Consider the following 18849-nt stretch of genomic DNA (forward strand, 5'->3'; position numbering starts at 1 on the left):
GTGTGAAATGGATTTACAGACACTGACATACATAGTGGTCGGCCTGACCTTCGCGCTCTACATCGGGATCGCTGTCTGGGCTCGTGCCGGATCAACCAAGGAGTTTTACGTGGCCGGTGGCGGGGTCCATCCCGTTGCCAATGGCATGGCCACGGCCGCTGACTGGATGTCGGCCGCCTCCTTCATCTCCATGGCCGGTCTCATCTCCTTCATGGGGTACGATGGCGCCGTCTACCTGCTGGGCTGGACCGGTGGCTATGTGCTGCTGGCACTGTGCCTGGCCCCTTACCTGCGCAAGTTCGGCAAGTTCACCGTGCCCGACTTCATCGGGGATCGCTACTACTCCCAGACCGCCAGAACCGTTGCCGTGGTCTGCGCCATCCTGATCTCCTTCACCTATGTGGCGGGTCAGATGCGCGGGGTGGGGGTGGTCTTCTCCCGCTTCCTCGAGGTGGACATCACCACTGGGGTGGTCATCGGCATGGCGGTGGTCTTCTTCTACGCCGTACTCGGTGGCATGAAGGGGATCACCTATACCCAGGTGGCGCAATACTGCGTGCTGATCTTCGCCTACATGGTGCCGGCCTTCTTCATCTCCATCATGATGACGGGTCATATCCTGCCCCAGACCGGTTTCGGTGCCACCCTGGTGGATGGCTCCAACACCTATCTGCTCGACAAGCTGGACACCATTTCCCAGGATCTGGGCTTTGCCTCCTACACGGACGGGATCAAGTCCAAGATGGACGTGTTTGCCATCACCTGTGCCCTCATGGTCGGCACCGCCGGTCTGCCCCACGTGATCGTGCGTTTCTTCACCGTGCCCAAGGTGCGTGATGCCCGCATCTCTGCCGGCTGGGCGCTGCTGTTCATCTCCTTCCTCTATACCACGGCCCCTGCGGTTGCCGCCTTTGCCCGGGTCAACATGGTCGACACCATCAATGGTGCCGATGGCCAGGGTACCGAGTACGCCAATGCCCCCGCGTGGGTGCAGAACTGGGAGAAGACGGGGCTCATCTCCCATGAGGACAAGAACGGCGATGGCCGCATGTTCTACTCCAACGATGATCGCAACGAGATGAAGGTGGACCGCGACATCATAGTCCTGGCCAACCCCGAGATAGCCAAGCTGCCGAACTGGGTCATCGCCCTGGTGGCGGCCGGCGGCATCGCCGCGGCGCTCTCCACGGCGGCGGGCCTGTTGCTGGTCATCTCCACCTCCATCTCCCACGATCTGCTCAAGCGCAACCTGATGCCCAACATCACGGACAAGCAGGAGCTGCTCTATGCCCGTGGCGCCGCCGCCGTGGCCATACTGGTGGCCGGCTATCTGGGCATCAACCCGCCGGGCTTCGTGGCCGAGGTGGTGGCGTTTGCCTTCGGTCTGGCCGCGGCCAGCTTCTTCCCCGCCATCATCATGGGGATCTTCTACAAGAAGATGAACAAGGAGGGGGCCATCGCCGGCATGCTGGCGGGGATCGTCTTCACCATCGGCTACATCATCTACTTCAAGGGCATCTTCATCACGCCCATGGCCGCCAACGTGCCGGAAAACTGGCTGTTTGGCATCTCGCCGGAAGGGATAGGCACGGTCGGCATGGTGATCAACTTCGTGGTCTCCTACGTGGTGAGCCTGCTCACCAAGCCGGTGCCTGACGAGGTGCAGCACATAGTGGAGAGCATTCGCTTCCCGAAAGGGGCGGGTGAAGCCCACGAGCATTGATCCACTCAGGGAGGGGCTTGGCCCCTCCCGTCGGAGGCACCATGGCCCTGGTTGAGATAAGTGAGTTTCTCGCCCGAACCACCCCCTTTCAGCAGTTGGGGAAAGAAGAGCAGACCGAGTTGGCGCGAGCCATCTCGGTTTATTATTTTCGGGCCCACGAGGTGGTCCCCGCCCCGGCCGGGCGCTTGATGATAGTGCGTACCGGCTTGTTTGCCCGCCACGACGGACAGACGCTGCTGGAGAAGCTGCAAGAGGGGGACTTTGATGGCTACCAGCAGCCCGAGGGGCGCAGCGACCGGCTGATCTGCGAGGAAGACGCCCTGGTCTACTGGCTCGATGGCGAAGCGTTTGGCCGCTGTCGGCAGCGCTGGCCCGTGCTGGACAACTTCTTCCTGCGCCTGGCGGCCCGCACCCTGCACCAGCAGACACCCCCCCCGACCGAGGGCTACTTCACCCTCAAGGTGCGGGATCTGGTGCAGGATCACAAGATAGTGACAGGCCCCCGGCAGACGGTGCAGGCCGCGGCGCAGCTGATGAGCGAGCGGCGCGTCTCCTCCCTGCTGGTGGAGGAGGAGGGGCGGCTGCTTGGCATCATCACGGACAGGGATCTGCGCAGCCGGGTGCTGGCGCTGGGATTGCCTGCGCAGACACAGGTGGCCCAGGCGATGACCCGGGATCCTATCACCATCGATCGGGAAGCCTATCTGTTCGAGGCCCTGCAGCAGATGGGGCGTCGGCGGGTGCACCATCTGCCGGTGATGGGGGAGGGGCGGGTGGTCGGCATGGTGACGGTCACGGATCTGGTGCGGGCCCAGCAGGAGCATCCCGTCTATCTCCTGACCGACATAGAGCGCCAGCCCGATCTCGAGGGTCTGGTGCGCTGCAGCCGACAGATCCCCAGGCTGACCCGTATTCTGGGGCGCCAGGGGGTGCCGGCCCACGAGGCAGCCCACATCCTGGCCACGGTGACGGACGCCTTGACCGAGCGGTTGATCGCCCTGGCCCTCTCGGCCCTGGGGCCGGCCCCTTGCGAGTTCTGCTGGCTCGTGTTTGGCTCCTTCGCCCGCCGGGATCAGGGACTGAACGGGGATCAGGACAACGGCCTGCTGCTGGCCGAGCCCGCAGTGGGGGCGGTGGCCGACTACTTTGCCCGCCTGGCGCGCCTGGTGTGCGACGGCCTGGCCCGCTGCGGCCTGCCCTATTGTCCCGGCAACATCATGGCGACCAACCCGGAGCTGTGCCTGGACGAGGCCGCCTGGCTCGCCCGGTTTCGAGGCTGGTTCCAGACCCCGACCCCCCAGGCCCTGCTCAACGCCACCGTCTTCTTCGACGTGCGTCTGGTGGCGGGCAGCCAGGCCCGCTTCGATGCCATGTTCGGCGCCATGGTGGCGCAGGCGGCGGCCCAGCCCCTCTTCCTGCTGCACCTGGCCCAGACGGCGTTACAGCGGCGGGCGCCCCTTGGCCTGTTCAAGCACTTCATCCTGGAGCCGGACGGGCAGCAGCACAGGGGGCTGGATCTCAAGACCCGGGGGCTCAGCCTCATCACGGATCTGGTGCGGGTCTATGCCCTGGCCGCCGGGGTGACCGCCGTCGGAACCCGCCAGCGCCTGCGCGACCTCGAGGCGGCCGGCGCCATGGACAAGACGCTGTGCCGCAACCTGGGAGATGCCTTCGATCTGCTGGCCGAGCTGCGCTGGAAACTGCACCTCGAACAGCAGGAGGCGCAGGAGACGGATCACCTCTCCAATCACCTGGATCCCGGCACCCTCTCTGGGTTGCAGCGCCATCAGCTCAAGGAGTGCTTCGCCGTGATCGAGGAGGGGCAAAGCCTGCTCTCTTACCGCTTCTGCCGCCAGCTATGAGCGCGACAACCTGGTTTGGCCGCTGGCCCCACCTCTGGAGAGCCATGAGATCGGGACAGACCCTGACCGAGCGCCGCTGTCTGGCCATCGATCTGGAGCTGACCGGCCTGGATCCCCGCCGGGATCACATCGTCAGCCTGGGATGGGTGCCCATCGAGGGGCGCGAGATCCGGCCTGCCCAGGCGCGCTACTTCCTGGTACGCCCCCCCGTCAGCGTGGGACAGAGCGCCATCTACCACGGGGTGCATGACAGGGACTTGCAGGAGGCAGAGTCCCTCGAAACCGCCCTGCGCGCCCTGATGGATGCGGCCCAGGGTTGCCTGCTGGTGGCCCATAACAGCGCCCTGGAGCGTCGCTTTCTCGGGGCCGCCTGTCGGCAGACCTTCGGTCATGAGCCGGGCTGGCCGTTTCTCGATACCCTGCGCCTCGAGCTGGCCCAGCTGCACCGGGCGGGGCGCACGGTCGGGGATGATGCCCTGACCCTGGCCCGCTGCCTGGCGCGCCACCACCTGCCCCCCCTCACCAGCCACCATGCCCTGGAAGATGCCTATGGTTGCGCCCTGCTGCTGCTGGCCCAGACCCGGCCAGAGACCCGGCTCGCCTCGTTGCTGCTGCAAGCCGGTTGAGGCGCTTGTGCTCCACCTCCTTCGCGCTTAGTCTAGTGGTTCGACCAGTTTCCACGACAAGGATGACCCATGGAAATGACAGCAAGGGCGCCCATATCGGGCCGGCCCAGGGTGAGCCTCACCTTCGATGAGGGCATCGCCGAGGTGGCGCTGACGCGCCCGGACAAGCTCAACGCCCTGGATCTGGCCATGTTCCGGGCGCTGGCGCAGACGCTGGAGCAGTTGCAGCAGACGCGCGGCTTGCGGGCGGTGATCCTGCGCGGCGAGGGGCGGGGCTTTTGCGCCGGGCTGGATGTGAAATCCATGCTGAAGCAGCCGGTGGCGGCCCTCGATATCCTCAAACGCGAGGCGGACGAGGCAACCAACCTGGCCCAGCGGGTGGCGTACGGCTGGCATCAGCTGCCGGTGCCGGTGATTGCGGTGACCCAGGGGGTCTGTTTCGGCGGCGGTCTGCAGATTGCGCTCGGGGCCGATTTTCGTTTCAGCACCCCGGATTGCCGCTTCTCTGTGATGGAGATCAAGTGGGGCATCATCCCCGACATGAGCGGCAGCGTCACCCTGCGCAACCTGATGGGGGTGGACAGCGCCATGGCGCTGGCCATGAGCGGCCGCGAGCTGGAGGCCACCGAGGCCAGGGCGCTCGGGCTGGTGAGCCGGGTGTGCGAGGATCCCCTGGAAGAGGCGCGCGCCTTTGCCCGCACTCTGATCACCAAGTCGCCGGATGCGCTGGCGGGGATCAAGCGACTCTACCATCAGGCCTGGGCCCGTAGCGACGAGGTGATGCTGAAGGAGGAGACCCGGCTGCAAAAGCAGATCCTGGGGCGACCGAATCAGTGGCGGGCCACCCTCAACAGCCTGTTTCGCTGGCGGCTGCGGTTCGGGCCGCGTCGCAACGCCCTCTGAGGAGGGTCAGGAAAAGAAAATGGCAGCCGAGGCTGCCATTTTTGATGGTGGTGTACGTGTGCTTATTTGGCGATGGTATCGGGATCCGCCTCGAAGGGGTGACCCGTGTTCTCGCGCATCAGGTTCACTTCGGCACGGTTGTCGATCCAGTAGTCCGCGTTCTTGATCCCCAGTTTCTCCGGGTGGAACACGGGGTCAACCCCTTGTGCCAGCTGGGCCTCGTAGTCCTTGAGGCAGACGAAGGCGGTCTTTTGCAGCAGCAAGATGGCGACGATGTTGAGCCAGGCCATCAGACCGACGCCAATGTCACCCAGACCCCAGGCCAGATCGGCGGTCTTGACGGTGCCGTACACTGTGGCGGCCATCAGGGCGATCTTCAGCAGGAAGGTGAGCCAGGGGCGGCGGATCTTGCGGTTGATGAAGGCGATGTTGGTTTCGGCGATGTAGTAGTAGGCGACGATGGTGGTAAAGGCGAAGAAGAACAGGGCGATGGCGACGAAGTAGTTGCCAAAGCCTGGCATCATGCTCTCCATGGCCGTCTGCACATAGCCAGGGCCTGCGGCAATGCCGGCGATGCCGGTGTAGATGGCGGCGCCATCCGGCCCTTGTACGTTGTACAGGCCGGTGATCAGCAGCATGAAGCCGGTGGCGGAGCAGACGAACAGGGTGTCGATGTAGACAGAGAACGCCTGCACCAGACCCTGCTTGGCCGGGTGGCTCACCGCCGCCGCGGAAGAGGCGTGGGGGCCGGTGCCCTGGGCCGCTTCGTTGGAGTAGACGCCGCGCTTGACGCCCCACATGATGGCCAGACCCAGAATGGCACCGAAACCGGCTTCCAGACCGAAGGCGCTCTTCCAGATCAGCAGAATGATGGAGGGCAGCTGACCTATGTTGAGGGCGATGATGACGCAGGCGACGATGATGTAGCCCAGCGCCATGAAGGGAACCACGGTACTGGCGAAGTGAGCGATGCGCTTGACGCCGCCGAAGATGATGAAGCCCAGCAGCAGGGCCAGCACGGCCGCGGTGACGTTGGGGCTGATATCAAAGGCGGTCTGCAGGCTGGAACCGATGGAGTTTGCCTGTACCCCTGGCAGCAAGACACCGCAGGCGAAGACGGTGGCGATGGCGAAGATCCAGGCGTACCAGCTCATGCCCAGGCCCTTCTCGATGTAGAAGGCGGGGCCGCCGCGATACTCACCGTTGATCTTCTCCTTGTAGACCTGACCCAGGGTGGATTCGACGAAGGCGGAGCTGGCGCCGAGGAAGGCCACCATCCACATCCAGAACAGGGCACCCGGGCCACCGAAGGTGATGGCGGTGGCGACACCGGCGATGTTACCAGTGCCGACCCGGCCCGCCAGGGTCATGGAGAGCGCCTGGAAGGAAGAGACCCCGGCGTCGTTGGATTTTCCCTTGAACATCAGGCGGATCATGCCTTTGAGGTGACGCAGTTGCAAAAAACGGCTGCGCAGGGAGAAGTAGAGGCCGACCCCCAGGCACAGATAGATGAGCGCAGGGCTCCAAATCACGCCATTGATGGCATTCACGATCTCGTTCATGTACAACAACTCCTTTGTTGTGGGTCTCATGGCGGGCTTTTGCCCACTCGATGCTTGTTATTTGGTCATTTCTGCTGTCGGCATTGGCCGAGGCGTCTAACATATCGACTTGTTTCGGCGCTTCCCAGTGAAATTTGCGATCATGTTGCCAATTTGTGAACTGGTAGTGGTGTCGGGCCTGATCACTGGGCTATACCGGTGGGGTTAACTGGGTTATTTTCTCCTGAAACAGTACCTTGGCAGTGATTAAGCAAATTTGGGGCCAACCATGAAAGAGAAGCAAGACGCGACCCGAGGGGCCGGACTGATCCGCACTGTGTGCGGTGAGGATGTCGAGGCGGTGGCCAGGTTGCTGGAGCAGCTTGGTTATGAGCAGGAGACCAGGCGACTGGCTGCGGCCCTGGCCGAGGACGAACCCGATCGCCGGGTGCTGGTGGCCGAGGAGAGGGACAGGGTGGTGGGCGTCCTGGTGCTCCACCTGTTGCGCCCGCTCCACCTGGCCAGCGGCTGGGGCCTCATCTCGGCCCTGGTGGTCGATGAGCAGGCGCGGGGCCTGGGGATCGGATCCGCCTTGCTGGCGGCGGCCGAGGCGTTGGCCCGCTCGGCCGGCTGTGGTCAGATGGAGCTTTCCAGCAGCCTGCATCGGGAGCAGGCCCACCATTTTTATCTGGGTCAGGGCTATCTGGACAAACCCAGGCGTTTCGTCAAATCCCTGGCCGTCACGGCAACATGAAGAGGAGTCGAGCAGTGGGAGTTGCATCATGGTGGGCAGGGACCCGCGTCGGTCGCTGGCTAAGCCGGCGGTTGGCTGCACCGAGTCAGTGCAAATCCAGGGCTGATGCCCGCACATCGGGCACCGTGATGGGGGAGGAGTGGCGTGAGTCGCTCGCGGCCATTCCCATCTTGCAGGGACTGAGCGAGGGGGAGGGGGCACGGCTGGTGGCCCTGGCCGAACGACTGCTCGCCCGCAAGAGCTGGACCCTGATCGGAGTCGAGCTCAGCGAGCGGCAGCGCCGTATCCTCGCCCTGCAAGCCGCTCTGCCGGGGCTGGCCCTGGGCCTGGAGTGGTATCGCGGCTTTCACGAGATCATCATCATTCCCGAACCCGTTTCCCGCCGTCAGCAGGTGCAGGACGAGTTTGGTCTGGTCAGCGAGTTTGAAGAGGAGAACGCCGGAGAGGCCTGGCCCCAGGGACCTCTGGTGCTGGCCTGGAGCGAGTTGCAGCAAGACGGTGACTGGGATGGCTACAACCTGATCATTCACGAGCTGGCCCACAAGCTCGACATGCTGGGAGGGGAGGCCGACGGGGCGCCGCCGCTCCCAAGCGGCATGGATCAGCGGCAATGGACCCGGGCGCTGCAGTGCGCGTTCGACGAGATGAACGACCAGCTGACCAGGGGGGAGGTGACGCAGATAGACCCTTATGCTGCCTCCCATCCCGCCGAGTTCTTTGCGGTGTGCAGCGAGAGCTTCTTCACCGATCCCCTGCGCCTTCGCGCCGTCTATCCTGCCGTCTACCAGCAGCTCGCCCGCTTCTACGGCCAGGAACCCGCCGCTCGCTTCCCGGCCACCCGATGGCTGGCGGGGGATCCCGAGGGCACTGGCTGACAGAGCGCTGGCCTGGGCGGCACAAAAACAAAAAGGCACCCGAGGGTGCCTTTTTCACATCAGCCTGTCTGGCTTGAGCGGTGCAGCTTACGCGGCAGCCTTGAGCTGGGCGGTAGCGGCTTTCTTCTGCTCGCCGATGGGCAGCACGGTGCGACCGAACTGTTCGTTGATCACGGTGGCCATGGCCAGGTAGATGGCGCTGGCGCCACAGATGATCCCTTCGAAACCGGCGATGGTACCGATCAGGGTGCTGCCGGTGAAGTCACGGGCGGCCAGCAGGAAGAAGAGCACGGTCAGGGAGGCGAACACGAACTGCTTCACGCGGGGGAAGTTGACGGTCCCGATCAGCATGAACAGGGTGAACATGCCCCACATCAGCAGATACCAGCCCATGTAGGCGTGGGGCGTGGCGTCGGCCAGACCCATGGTCGGCATGACCAGCAGGAACACCAGGCTCCACCAGAAGGTGCCGTAGGAGATGAAGGCGGTGACACCGAAGGTGTTGCCACGCTTGTACTCCATGATGCCGGCGATGATCTGGGCCAGACCGCCATAGCACAGACCCATGGCCAGGATCATGGCGCTGATGGGGAAGAAACCTGCGTTATGGATGTTCAGCAGAATGGTGGTCATACCGAAACCCATCAGACCCAGAGGGGCAGGGTTGGCCAATTTTTCGCTCACTTGGTGTTCTCCAAAAGATAGAGGTGGGGGGTTGATCAAAGGACGCGGGATTTTAGGCAGGGCCCCACGCCCTCGCAAGGGGGGAGGGGGGATTAATGATAAAAAAACTGCAACTTGGACCAGAATGGCAAGAAGTCGTGGAAAACTGGTGGTTATCTGGTAAATGAAAAGCGTTTTTTAGGTTATTTTTTTGTGTTCACCCGCAACGGGAAAGCCATGCCCAGGCACGCCCCTGGCCTGCTTCGTCCCGGGTATGGCTCGTCTGGCCCCTTGTCTTGTCCTCAGCATACAGTCAGTCGCGCAGAAGCGTGCAGACCAGCCTCGCCAGCAGGCGGTTCAGACCCTTGCCCGGCGATGAGTTGCCAGGGGAAATCGGGATAAAGGGCCCTTTCACTCTCCCTTGGTGGTGAATGCCTAGAGAACCAGGGCCCGGGGCCCGGCTCTGCACTGCCGTGCTCTTGGGATTTCTGCATGTTTTTCAATCAGATATGCCATCAAACTAGAGGCGTTAAAAACCACAATGCGCTGCCGCCAGCCCCGGGGAAGGAACCCGCCATCAGCATGAAAGAGGCCTGGACCAGAGGACACCTCAGCCAGCAATAGGCCAGTGGGCTCCGTCGTCAGAGTGGGGGAGAGGACCTGGGGTCATATCATCTGCGCCAGCAATGTACGTCAGCAGCCGGGGTGATGGGGCAGAGAGGGCGGCGCCGGGGGAGCGCGACGGGGCGCTGTATTCTGGGCCATCCAGTGCGAAGGTGTCGCCAGCCGCCAGCCGCCAGCCGCCAGGGGGCGGGAAATCCGGCGCCATGACGAGGGGGCGGCGCCGGGCACGAGGAAAAGCGTGGCTGATGATATTGAGCTGCTTGCCCCGAGCAATGGACCCTAGATCCAATGGGGGATAGGGAGGCATAGGCTAGTGTGCGGCACCGAAGCCATCGTCAGCGCCAGGGGCGCATTGCCAGCCGCCGAGGGAAAGGCAGGATGCAATGACAGGGCCGCCAGGAGCGTTGCATCATAACTTCAACGACAGGGATCACCGCCAGTCGCCAGGGGCAAGTAAAAGCCATGGCCTGCCCTGTCCCCGGGGTGGTCAAGAGGTCTGGCTGCGAGGCTGGCCGTCCCGAGCCGCCAGCAGATCCAGGGCGCCGCTGCAGCGGCGCTCCGCCGCCTCCAGCTCGGCCAGCACCATCTGGATATCTTCTTGCTGCTGGCGCAGGGCCTCGCGCTTGGCCTCTATCAGCTGCACCATGGAGAGCAGCTGGGTACGGCTGGAGCGGTCGGTGTCATACATGTCAAACAGCTCGCGGATCTCCGCCAGGCTGAAACCGAGCCGCTTGCCGCGCAGGGTAAGTTTCAGCCGGATCTTGTCCTTGTGGCTGTAGATGCGGTTCTGGCCCTCCCGGGTCGGCGAGATGAGCCCCTCGTCCTCGTAGTAGCGGATGGTGCGGGCCGTGATATCAAACTCCTGGGCCAGCTCGGAGATGCTGTAGGTGACCTCCTTGCCTGCGTGATCATGTGGCATGGCAGTTCCCCTCCTGGGCGTCCACGGTATGACCCGTTCTTCGGGCGGACAGGGCCCGCCCTACCCGGGAGCCGTTGGGACGGCCGAGCTGCTCGCTCACCCACTGGCCGGTGGCGGCCAGGGCGTCCAGCTTGACCCCGGTGCTCATGCCAAGGCCCTGCAGCAGATAGACCACCTCCTCCGAGGCGACGTTGCCCGAGGCCCCGGGGGCATAGGGGCAGCCGCCTAGCCCGGCCACCGAGCTGTCTATGGTGCGGATGCCCCGCTCCAGGGCGGGGATCAGGTTGGTCAGGGCCTGGCCATAGGTGTCATGAAAATGCACCGCGAGGCGCCCAGCCGGGATCTCCCTCAGCACCGCATCGAGCATGGGGACTACGGTGCCCAGGGTACCGACCCCAGTGGTGTCCCCGAGGGAGATCTCGTGGCAGCCCAGATCCAGCAGGCGTTCGGCCACGGCGGCCACCCGCTTGGGGGAGGTGGGCCCGTCGAACGGGCAGGCGATGACGGTGGAAAGATAGCCGCGCACCTTGATGCCGAGGCGACGGGCCTCTGCCACCAGGGGGGCGAAGCGCACCAGTGACTCCTCCACGCCGATGCCGATGTTGGCGCGGGTGAAGCCGTCGGAGCAGGCGGTGAAGAGGCCAATCTCGTCGACTCTGGCCTGGATCGCCGCCTGCAGGCCCTGCAGGTTGGGCACCAGGGCGCCATAACGGACTGGGCCTTGGCGGGGCAGCATGGCCAGCAGTTCGGCGGAGTCCGCCATCTGCGGCACTCGCCTGGGGGAGACGAAGGCCCCTACCTCGATCCGCTGCAGGCCGCTGGCCGCGAGCCGGGTGATCAGCTCCCGCTTCTGGGGCAGGGTGAGGCGGACGGCCTCGTTCTGCAGGCCGTCCCTCGGTCCCATCTCGACCAGGCTGACCCTGTCATCGCCCTCAATGATGTGCGTCATCTTGCCTCCTCATGGTGACTCTTCATGCGCTCTCCTGCTCTGTGGATGCTGGCTCGGCGCCCTCCCGGGCCGCGTCTTGAAAGCGCACCAGGGAGGCGCCCTGACTGATCTGCTGCCCCACCTGGCAGAGCAGCTCGGCGATCACCCCATCCTGCTCGGCGCGCACCTGATGTTCCATCTTCATCGCCTCCATCACCAGCAGGGGTTGCCCCCGACTGACGGATTGCCCGGCCTCGACCAGCAGGGCCACTACCAGGCCATGCATGGGGGCGCTCGCCCCCTGGGAACCCGGGGCCTGGTGATCATCATGGTGCTGATGGCGGTGATCATCGGTTGCGAAGGGAATGCGGCGGCCCTCGAGTTGCAGCACCCAGGCCCCGTCTGCCGCCGGTGTGACGGGGCAGCGTAGCCAGCGTCCCGATCGCAGCAGGCGGAGATGATCCGCGTGCAGCTCATAGGGATACTCTTGCCCCTGCCATGTGAGCAGGCCCGTACGCCCGATCAGGGTCAGCACCCTGGTCTCCTCGCCGATCCGTACCGCCGCCGTCAGGCTGAGGTCCGGGCCGAGCCGAAAACCGGGGGCCTGCTGCCAGGGGGAGGGGCCGGTGCGACTGGCGAGCCAGAGGGTGGCGAGCGGCCAGGCGAGGTCCGGTATGGCCAGGGGCTCGGTCGGAATGGGCCACTGGGTGTGGTGCGCCATGGTCAGCACGTCCGGCTCCTGGCACAGGCGCAGCAAGAGCGGGCCATTGTGCACCAGGGGGCCGAGGCTCAGGGCCGCCAGGGCATCGGCCAGTCTGGCGAAGGCCTCGGCGCGGCTCTGGCCGTGGGCGATCAGCTTGGCGATCATGGGATCGTAATAGGGGCTCACCGCGTCACCGGCGCTCACACCGGTATCGATGCGCACCCCCTGTGGCCAGTGGAGCCAATGGATGGGGCCGCTCGCTGGCAAGAAACCGGCCTCTACGTCCTCGGCATAGAGGCGCGCCTCTACGCCATGGCCGCGCAGCACCACCTCCTCCTGGGTGAGGGGCAGTGGTTGGCCCTCGGCCACCGCCAGCTGCCAGGCCACCAGATCCTGGCCGGTGACCGCCTCGGTGACCGGGTGCTCCACCTGCAGCCGTGTGTTCATCTCCATGAAGAAGAACTCGTCCCCGCACAGCAGAAACTCGATGGTGCCGGCCCCCACATAGTCGATGGCCCGGGCGGCGGCCACGGCGGCCTCGCCCATGGCGCGGCGCAGCGCCGGGGCTATGTTGGGGGCGGGGGCCTCTTCGATCACCTTCTGGTGGCGGCGCTGCAAGGAGCAGTCCCTGTCCCCCAGGTAGATGGCGTGGCCCAGGGTATCGGCGAAGATCTGCACCTCCACGTGGCGGGCGCGGGGGAGGTAGCGCTCGAGCAGCACTCTGTCATCCCCGAAGGCGGCCAGGGCTTCCCGTTTCACCGCCGCCAGGGCTGCGTCAAATTCATCGATCTGCTCGACCCGGCGCATCCCCTTGCCGCCGCCGCCGCTGGCGGCCTTGATGAGCAGCGGAAAGCCCACCAGGCTTGCCTGATGGCGCAACGTGTCGGGACGCTGATCCGCGCCGTGGTAGCCGGGCAGTACCGGCACCCCGGCCGCCTCCATCAGCGTCTTGGCGCCGGACTTGTCCCCCATGGCGAGGATGGCGGCGCCGCTCGGGCCGATGAAGCGCAATCCCTGCCCGGCGCAGGCGTTGGCAAAGTCGCTGTTTTCCGACAAAAAGCCGTAGCCGGGGTGGATGGCATCGGCGTTGGCCTGCTGGGCGATGCGCAGCACCTTGTCGGTGTCGAGGTAGCTCTCCCGCGCCGGGGCCGGCCCCAGATGCCAGGCCTCGTCGGCTTGCCGCACATGCATGGCGCTGGCGTCGGCGTCCGAGTAGAGGGCGATGGTGTGAATGCCGAGGCGGCGCGCGGTCTGGATGATGCGCACGGCAATTTCGCCGCGGTTGGCGACAAGCAGGCGTTTGATGGGCTGGTATTGGGTCATGTCTCATCCTTGAAACGGGGGCGCCAGCTGGGGGGGCGCTTGTCGAAGAAGGCCTGGATCCCCTCCTGGGCCTCGAGGCCGACCCGCACCCGGGCTATGGTCTCGACGGTTCTCTCTTCGTGCTGATGGCCGGGCTGGTGTTCGATGGCGGCCAGCAGCCGCTTGGTCTCCTTCATCGCCTGTGGGCCGTTGCGGCAAAGACGCATGCCGAGGGCCCGCCCCTCAGAGAGCAGCGTCTCAGGCGCACAGAGCCGGTGCGCCACGTTGAGGCGGCAGGCGGTGATGGCATCGAAGGGCTCGGCGCTCAGCATGTAGCGGCGGGCCTGGCGCATCCCCATGGCGCGCACCACATAGGGGCTGATCACCGCAGGCACCAGCCCCAGGGTCACCTCGGAGAGGCAGAAGCGGGCGTCCTCGCTGGCCAGCACTATGTCACAGGCACAGAGCAGACCCAGGGCCCCGCCATAGGCCGCCCCCTGCACCAGGGCCAGGGTGGGGAAGGGCAGCTCGTCCAGGGCTTGCATCAGGTGCGCCAGCACCCGGGCATCCTCGCGATTCTTGTCGAAGGCTGCGGGGTCGAACTCCCCCTCGGCCATCTTGCGCATCCAGTTGAGATCGGCGCCGGCGCAAAAGTGGTTGCCCTCGGCCCGCAGCAGCAGGGCATGGGGGCGGTCGGCCTCGGGCTGGCCGTGGGCCAGCTCCCTCAGGCAATCGAGCAAGCCCTGCATCAGCGCGGCGTCCAGCGCGTTGTGGCGGGCGGGGCGCGCCAGCACTAGCTCCGCCAGCGGACCGTGGCGCTCAAGGCGACAACCGGCCAGGGGGTCATTGCACAGTGGATCGGACATGTTAACTCCTTACATCCGGAAGATGCCGTACTGTTCCGGGCCTGTCTCGGCCCCCTGGCAAGCGGCCAGGGCCAGGGCCAGCACGGTGCGGCTCTGGGCGGGATCGATGACGCCGTCATCCCAGAGCCTGGCGCTGGCGTAGTAGGGGTGCCCCTGGCGCTCGTACTGCGCGATGACGGGGGCGCGCATGGCGTCCGCCTCCTGCTCGCTCAGGGACTTGCCCTCGGCCGCCAGCTTGTCCCGGCGTACCTGTACCAGCACGTTGGCGGCCTGCTCGCCCCCCATGACGGAGATGCGGCTGCCCGGCCAGCTGAACAGAAAATCGGGCTCATAGGCGCGCCCGCACATGCCGTAGTTGCCGGCGCCAAAGCTGCCGCCGACGATCAGGGTGATCTTGGGCACCCGGCTGCAGGCGACGGCGGTGACCAGCTTGGCGCCGTGCTTGGCGATCCCCTCCTTTTCCGCCTGGCTGCCCACCATAAAGCCGGTGATGTTCTGCAAAAACAGCAGGGGAATGGCACGCTTGTTGCAAAGCTGGATGAAGTGGGCCCCTTTCTGGGCGCTGTCGCTGTGGAGCACGCCGTTGTTGGCGAGGATCCCCACCGGCATGCCCTGGATGCGGGCAAACCCGGTGACGAGGGTGGTGCCGAACAGGGCCTTGAACTCGTCCAGCACAGAGCCATCCACCAGGCGGGCGATGAGCTCCCGGGCGTCATAGGCGCGCTTGAGGCTGGTACCCACCAGGCCGTAGAGCTCCTCCACGGGGTAGAGGGGCTCGTCGTAGCCTGGGTTGCGGGGCGCGAACTCCGAAGCCGTGTTTTCCCCCAGATTGCTCACCAGGGTGCGGGCGATGGCCAGGGCATGGGCATCGTCCTCTGCCAGGTGGTCCGCCACCCCGGAGTGGGCGCAGTGCACCAGGGCGCCCCCCAGGGCCTCGGCGCTGATCTCCTCGCCGGTGGCCGCCTTGACCAGGGGGGGGCCCGCCAGAAAAATGGTGGCCTGTTCCCTGACCATGATGGACTCGTCCGCCATGGCGGGCACATAGGCGCCCCCTGCGGTGCACAGCCCCATCACCACAGCGAGCTGGGGGATGTTCTGGGCCGACATGCGGGCCTGGTTGTAGAAGATGCGGCCAAAGTGCTCCCGGTCGGGGAATACCTCGTCCTGCATGGGCAAGAAGGCGCCGCCGGAATCCACCAGATAGAGGCAGGGGAGGCGCAGCCGCTCGGCGATGGCCTGGGCGCGCAGGTGCTTTTTCACCGTGAGCGGGTAGTAGGTGCCCCCCTTGACGGTGGCGTCGTTCACCACCAGCAGGCAGAGCCGACCCGCAATCTGGCCAAGCCCCGTGATGATGCCGGCGGCGGGCACGGGGTCGTCATAGACCTGCCAGGCGGCCAGGGCCGAGAGCTCGAGGAAGGGGGAGCCGGGGTCCAGCAGCCGATTGATGCGCTCCCGGGGCAGCAGCTTGCCGCGGCCCTGATGGCGGGCATTGTTGGCCGCGCCGCCGCCCTGGGCTATCTCGGCGAGACGGGCATCGAGATCGGCCACCAGGGCCTGCATGGCGGCCCGATTGGCGGCAAACTCGGCGCTGGTGGTATCCAGGCGGGAGTGGATCTGGCTCATGGGTTCTCTCCCATCTGGTTGTTGTTGCCGATGGCAGGTGACAAAGGGAGCAACATCATGGGTTATCTCCCATCAGCTCGCGGCCGATGAGCCAGCGGCGGATCTCCGAGGTGCCTGCTCCTATCTCGTAGAGCTTGGCGTCCCGCAGCAGGCGGCCCGTGGGGTATTCGTTGATATAGCCGTTGCCGCCGAGCAGCTGGATGGCATCGAGCGCCATCTGGGTGGCGTTTTCGGCGGCAAACAGGATGGCGGCGGCGCAATCCTTGCGGCTGGTATGGCCCTTGTCGCAGGCGCTTGCCACCGAGTAGACCAGGGCGCGGCTGCTGGCGAGGCGGGTATACATGTCGGCGAGCTTGCCCTGCACCAGCTGAAACTCGCCGATGGCCTGGCCGAACTGCTTGCGCTCGCGCACATAGGGGAGCACCACATCCATGCAGGCCTGCATGATGCCAAGGGGGCCGGCGGCCAGCACCACCCGCTCGTAGTCGAGGCCGCTCATCAGCACCCGGGCCCCTCCGTGCAGGGGGCCGAGCAGGTTCTCTGCCGGCACGGGGCAATCCTCGAACACCAGCTCGCAGGTGCTGGAGCCGCGCATGCCGAGCTTGTCGAGCTTCTGGGCCGTGGTGAATCCCGGGGTGCCCGCCTCGACGATGAAGGCGGAGATCCCCTTGGCCCCGGCAGCGGGATCCGTCTTGGCATAGATGACGAAGGTGTTCGCATCGGGCCCATTGGTGATCCACATCTTGTTGCCGTTCAGCACATAGTGATCCCCCTCGCGCACTGCGGTGAGCCGCATGCTGACCACGTCTGAGCCGGCCCCCGGCTCGCTCATGGCCAGCGCTCCCACCTGTTTGCCGCTCACCAGATCGGGCAGGTAGCGCGCCTTCTGGGCGTCGGTGCCGTGGCGGTGGATCTGGTTGATGCAGAGGTTGGAGTGGGCGCCGTAGGAGAGGCCGACCGAGGCGCTGGCGCGGCTCACCTGCTCCATCACCAGCACGTGGGCGAGATAGCCCAAATCCACCCCGCCACAGGACTCCGCCACCGTGATGCCGTGCAGTCCCAGCTCACCCATTTGGGGCCAGAGATCCCGGGGGAAGCTGTTGCTCTGGTCAATCTCGGCGGCCCGCGGCGCGATCACTTTCTGGCAGAAGGCCTCGACCTGCTCGGTCAGGGCGCACAGGGTCTCGTCCATCACTGCGTGCATCCTTGCTCTCCTCGTTGAAGGGGGTGGTTTCAATGGGCCCCGTATGGGTTCAGGCAGGGGCCAAACTGGTCAGTCCATCACTCGAATAAGTTTACGTTAGCGTAAACGTAAATCAATTGTTAGTCTAAGGTAAATTCCGGGCAGGCGAGGGGCGCCGCCGTGCCAGCCCCTGCCACCCATTCGGCGAACAAGACTCAAAGGAGTGAGGAAGATGACCAGCCATGCCACCCTGTACGGGGATCTGCCGCTCTATATCCATGGCGGGCCCCACGCCTCGACCACGGATCAGTGGATCGAGGTGACCAATCCGGCGGATCAGAGCCTGCTGGCGCGCGCCCCCAGGGCCACGGCCGAGGAGGTGGATCTGGCGGTGCGGGCCGCTCACGACGCCTATCTGTTGTGGCGAGAGGTGCCGGCCCCCGAGCGGGCCCGAGTCATGTTCAACTATCAGCATCTGCTGAAACAGCATCACGACGAGCTGGCGACCCTGCTGGCCCAGGAGACCGGCAAGAACTTCGCCGATGCCAGGGGGGATGTGTGGCGCGGCATCGAGGTGGTGGAGCAGGCCTGCGGCGTCGCCAGCCAAACCATGGGGGAGACCATGGGCAATGTGGCGCGCCGGGTGGATGGCCACTCCTGGGTGCAGCCGCTCGGGGTCTGCGTCGGCATCACGCCGTTCAACTTCCCGGCCATGATACCGCTGTGGATGTTTCCCCTGGCGGTGGCCTGCGGCAACGGCTTCGTGCTCAAGCCCTCCGAGCAGGATCCCCTCACCCCCATGCGCCTGGCCGAGCTGTTTACCGAGGCGGGGGCCCCCCCAGGCATCCTCAGCGTGGTGCACGGCGGCGCCGAGCAGGTGGACGCGCTGCTCGCCCACCCGGACGTGAAGGCGGTCAGCTTCGTCGGCTCGGCGCGGGTCGGGGCCCACGTCTATCGCACCGCCACCGACCACCTCAAGCGGGCCCAGTGTTTCGTCGGCGCCAAGAACCACATGGTGATCATGCCGGATGCCAACAAGGCGCAGGTGCTCGGCAACTTGGTGGGGGCCGGGGTGGGGGCCGCCGGTCAGCGCTGCATGGCCATCAGTGTGGCGGTGTTCGTGGGGAGCTCGAGGGAGTGGATCCCGGATCTCGCCGCCGAGTTTGCCAGGGTCAGACCCGGGGTGTGGGACGATCCGCAAGCGGCCTATGGCCCCCTCATCAGCCCGGAGGCCAGGGTGCGGGTGGAGAACCTGATCGAGGCCGGCAAGCAGGAGGGGGCCGAATGCCTGCTCGATGGCACCCTGTGCCAGGTGCCGGGCTACCCGGTGGGCAACTGGGTGGGGCCCACCCTGTTTCGCGGCGTCACCCCCGAGATGCGCATCTATCAAGAGGAGATCTTCGGCCCCGTGCTCGCCTGCCTGGAGGTGGAGAGCCTGGACGAGGCGCTCGCCCTCATCAACGCCAACCCCTATGGCAACGGCACTTCCCTCTTCACCGGCTGCGGCGCAGCGGCCCGCAAGTTTCGCCACGAGGTGGCGGTGGGCCAGGTGGGCATCAATGTCCCCATCCCGGTGCCGCTGCCCTTCTTCTCCTTCACCGGCTGGCGCGGCTCCTTCTACGGGGATCTGCACGCCTACGGCAAGCAGGCGGTGCGCTTCTACACCGAGACCAAGACGGTGACCGAACGCTGGTTCGACGAAGACATACCCACCGGCCCCAACATGACCATCAATCTGCGCTGAGGGAGGCGAG

At 65.6% G+C, this 18849-nt stretch carries 15 protein-coding genes; 7 read left to right on the forward strand and 8 right to left on the reverse strand.

Features of this window, described 5'->3' with window-relative positions; genetic code table 11:
- Positions 1 to 7: 7 nt before the first annotated feature.
- The 4 genes from ACEUCR_RS00065 to ACEUCR_RS00080 all read left to right on the forward strand — a co-directional run bounded on the left by ACEUCR_RS00065 (position 8) and on the right by ACEUCR_RS00080 (position 5114).
- Positions 8 to 1723, forward strand: coding sequence for a sodium:solute symporter family protein (locus ACEUCR_RS00065; RefSeq protein WP_041996759.1), 1716 nt, complete (start codon positions 8 to 10; stop codon positions 1721 to 1723).
- 41 nt (positions 1724 to 1764) lie between these two features.
- Positions 1765 to 3585 (forward strand): DUF294 nucleotidyltransferase-like domain-containing protein, encoded by a 1821-nt coding sequence (locus tag ACEUCR_RS00070; protein WP_408787395.1) that lies wholly within the window; start codon positions 1765 to 1767, stop codon positions 3583 to 3585.
- A 44-nt stretch (positions 3586 to 3629) separates the two neighbouring features.
- Positions 3630 to 4211: a 3'-5' exonuclease gene (locus tag ACEUCR_RS00075; protein ID WP_041996765.1), complete on the forward strand. Its 582-nt coding sequence runs from the start codon at positions 3630 to 3632 to the stop codon at positions 4209 to 4211.
- Positions 4212 to 4280: 69 nt separating this feature from the next.
- On the forward strand, positions 4281 to 5114 hold the full coding sequence (locus tag ACEUCR_RS00080) for a crotonase/enoyl-CoA hydratase family protein (protein WP_408773912.1): 834 nt from the start codon (positions 4281 to 4283) through the stop codon (positions 5112 to 5114).
- Positions 5115 to 5176: 62 nt separating this feature from the next.
- Here the strand turns inward: ACEUCR_RS00080 and ACEUCR_RS00085 are convergent, their stop codons facing one another.
- Positions 5177 to 6676, reverse strand: coding sequence for an alanine/glycine:cation symporter family protein (locus ACEUCR_RS00085; protein WP_111874797.1), 1500 nt, complete (start codon positions 6674 to 6676; stop codon positions 5177 to 5179).
- Between the two features lie 268 nt (positions 6677 to 6944).
- Here ACEUCR_RS00085 and ACEUCR_RS00090 point away from each other — a divergent pair, with 268 nt between their 5' ends.
- Together ACEUCR_RS00090 and ACEUCR_RS00095 are read left to right on the forward strand one after the other, a co-directional pair.
- A complete protein-coding gene (locus ACEUCR_RS00090; RefSeq protein WP_408787396.1) occupies positions 6945 to 7409 on the forward strand; it encodes a GNAT family N-acetyltransferase in 465 nt (154 codons plus the stop codon).
- 128 nt (positions 7410 to 7537) lie between these two features.
- A complete protein-coding gene (locus ACEUCR_RS00095) occupies positions 7538 to 8284 on the forward strand; it encodes a M90 family metallopeptidase (protein WP_111874799.1) in 747 nt (248 codons plus the stop codon).
- Positions 8285 to 8371: 87 nt separating this feature from the next.
- Here the strand turns inward: ACEUCR_RS00095 and ACEUCR_RS00100 are convergent, their stop codons facing one another.
- The 7 genes from ACEUCR_RS00100 to ACEUCR_RS00130 form a co-directional block, all read right to left on the reverse strand.
- Positions 8372 to 8968: an acetate uptake transporter gene (locus tag ACEUCR_RS00100; protein ID WP_041996773.1), complete on the reverse strand. Its 597-nt coding sequence runs from the start codon at positions 8966 to 8968 to the stop codon at positions 8372 to 8374.
- Between the two features lie 1090 nt (positions 8969 to 10058).
- On the reverse strand, positions 10059 to 10490 hold the full coding sequence (locus ACEUCR_RS00105) for a MerR family transcriptional regulator (RefSeq protein ID WP_041996775.1): 432 nt from the start codon (positions 10488 to 10490) through the stop codon (positions 10059 to 10061).
- Positions 10480 to 11439 (reverse strand): hydroxymethylglutaryl-CoA lyase, encoded by a 960-nt coding sequence (locus tag ACEUCR_RS00110; protein ID WP_408787397.1) that lies wholly within the window; start codon positions 11437 to 11439, stop codon positions 10480 to 10482. The genes ACEUCR_RS00105 and ACEUCR_RS00110 overlap by 11 nt, the downstream gene beginning before the upstream one ends.
- A 22-nt stretch (positions 11440 to 11461) precedes the next feature.
- Positions 11462 to 13444, reverse strand: coding sequence for an acetyl/propionyl/methylcrotonyl-CoA carboxylase subunit alpha (locus ACEUCR_RS00115; RefSeq protein ID WP_408787398.1), 1983 nt, complete (start codon positions 13442 to 13444; stop codon positions 11462 to 11464).
- Positions 13441 to 14289 (reverse strand): enoyl-CoA hydratase-related protein, encoded by an 849-nt coding sequence (locus tag ACEUCR_RS00120; protein WP_408787399.1) that lies wholly within the window; start codon positions 14287 to 14289, stop codon positions 13441 to 13443. Before ACEUCR_RS00120 ends, ACEUCR_RS00115 begins: the two co-directional genes overlap by 4 nt.
- Before the next feature lie 9 nt (positions 14290 to 14298).
- Positions 14299 to 15912, reverse strand: a complete 1614-nt coding sequence (locus ACEUCR_RS00125; RefSeq protein ID WP_408787400.1) for a carboxyl transferase domain-containing protein — start codon at positions 15910 to 15912, stop codon at positions 14299 to 14301.
- A 55-nt stretch (positions 15913 to 15967) separates the two neighbouring features.
- On the reverse strand, positions 15968 to 17116 hold the full coding sequence (locus ACEUCR_RS00130) for an isovaleryl-CoA dehydrogenase (RefSeq protein WP_408787401.1): 1149 nt from the start codon (positions 17114 to 17116) through the stop codon (positions 15968 to 15970).
- A gap of 211 nt (positions 17117 to 17327) precedes the next feature.
- Between ACEUCR_RS00130 and ACEUCR_RS00135 the strand changes: the two genes are divergently transcribed.
- A complete protein-coding gene (locus tag ACEUCR_RS00135) occupies positions 17328 to 18839 on the forward strand; it encodes a CoA-acylating methylmalonate-semialdehyde dehydrogenase (protein WP_408787402.1) in 1512 nt (503 codons plus the stop codon).
- Positions 18840 to 18849 lie beyond the last annotated feature (10 nt).

Source organism: Aeromonas bivalvium (genome assembly GCF_046078285.1).
Lineage (GTDB): Bacteria > Pseudomonadota > Gammaproteobacteria > Enterobacterales > Aeromonadaceae > Aeromonas > Aeromonas bivalvium.

What these genes read in the sequence shown, in the direction of transcription:
- ACEUCR_RS00065 (WP_041996759.1), top strand. Translation starts at nt 8, where the DNA reads ATGGATTTACAGACACTGACATACATAGTGGTCGGCCTGACCTTCGCG.
- ACEUCR_RS00070 (WP_408787395.1), top strand. Translation starts at nt 1,765, where the DNA reads ATGGCCCTGGTTGAGATAAGTGAGTTTCTCGCCCGAACCACCCCCTTT.
- ACEUCR_RS00075 (WP_041996765.1), top strand. Translation starts at nt 3,630, where the DNA reads ATGAGATCGGGACAGACCCTGACCGAGCGCCGCTGTCTGGCCATCGAT.
- ACEUCR_RS00080 (WP_408773912.1), top strand. Translation starts at nt 4,281, where the DNA reads ATGGAAATGACAGCAAGGGCGCCCATATCGGGCCGGCCCAGGGTGAGC.
- ACEUCR_RS00085 (WP_111874797.1), bottom strand. Translation starts at nt 6,676, where the DNA reads ATGAACGAGATCGTGAATGCCATCAATGGCGTGATTTGGAGCCCTGCG.
- ACEUCR_RS00090 (WP_408787396.1), top strand. Translation starts at nt 6,945, where the DNA reads ATGAAAGAGAAGCAAGACGCGACCCGAGGGGCCGGACTGATCCGCACT.
- ACEUCR_RS00095 (WP_111874799.1), top strand. Translation starts at nt 7,538, where the DNA reads ATGGGGGAGGAGTGGCGTGAGTCGCTCGCGGCCATTCCCATCTTGCAG.
- ACEUCR_RS00105 (WP_041996775.1), bottom strand. Translation starts at nt 10,490, where the DNA reads ATGCCACATGATCACGCAGGCAAGGAGGTCACCTACAGCATCTCCGAG.
- ACEUCR_RS00110 (WP_408787397.1), bottom strand. Translation starts at nt 11,439, where the DNA reads ATGACGCACATCATTGAGGGCGATGACAGGGTCAGCCTGGTCGAGATG.
- ACEUCR_RS00115 (WP_408787398.1), bottom strand. Translation starts at nt 13,444, where the DNA reads ATGACCCAATACCAGCCCATCAAACGCCTGCTTGTCGCCAACCGCGGC.
- ACEUCR_RS00120 (WP_408787399.1), bottom strand. Translation starts at nt 14,289, where the DNA reads ATGTCCGATCCACTGTGCAATGACCCCCTGGCCGGTTGTCGCCTTGAG.
- ACEUCR_RS00125 (WP_408787400.1), bottom strand. Translation starts at nt 15,912, where the DNA reads ATGAGCCAGATCCACTCCCGCCTGGATACCACCAGCGCCGAGTTTGCC.
- ACEUCR_RS00130 (WP_408787401.1), bottom strand. Translation starts at nt 17,116, where the DNA reads ATGCACGCAGTGATGGACGAGACCCTGTGCGCCCTGACCGAGCAGGTC.
- ACEUCR_RS00135 (WP_408787402.1), top strand. Translation starts at nt 17,328, where the DNA reads ATGACCAGCCATGCCACCCTGTACGGGGATCTGCCGCTCTATATCCAT.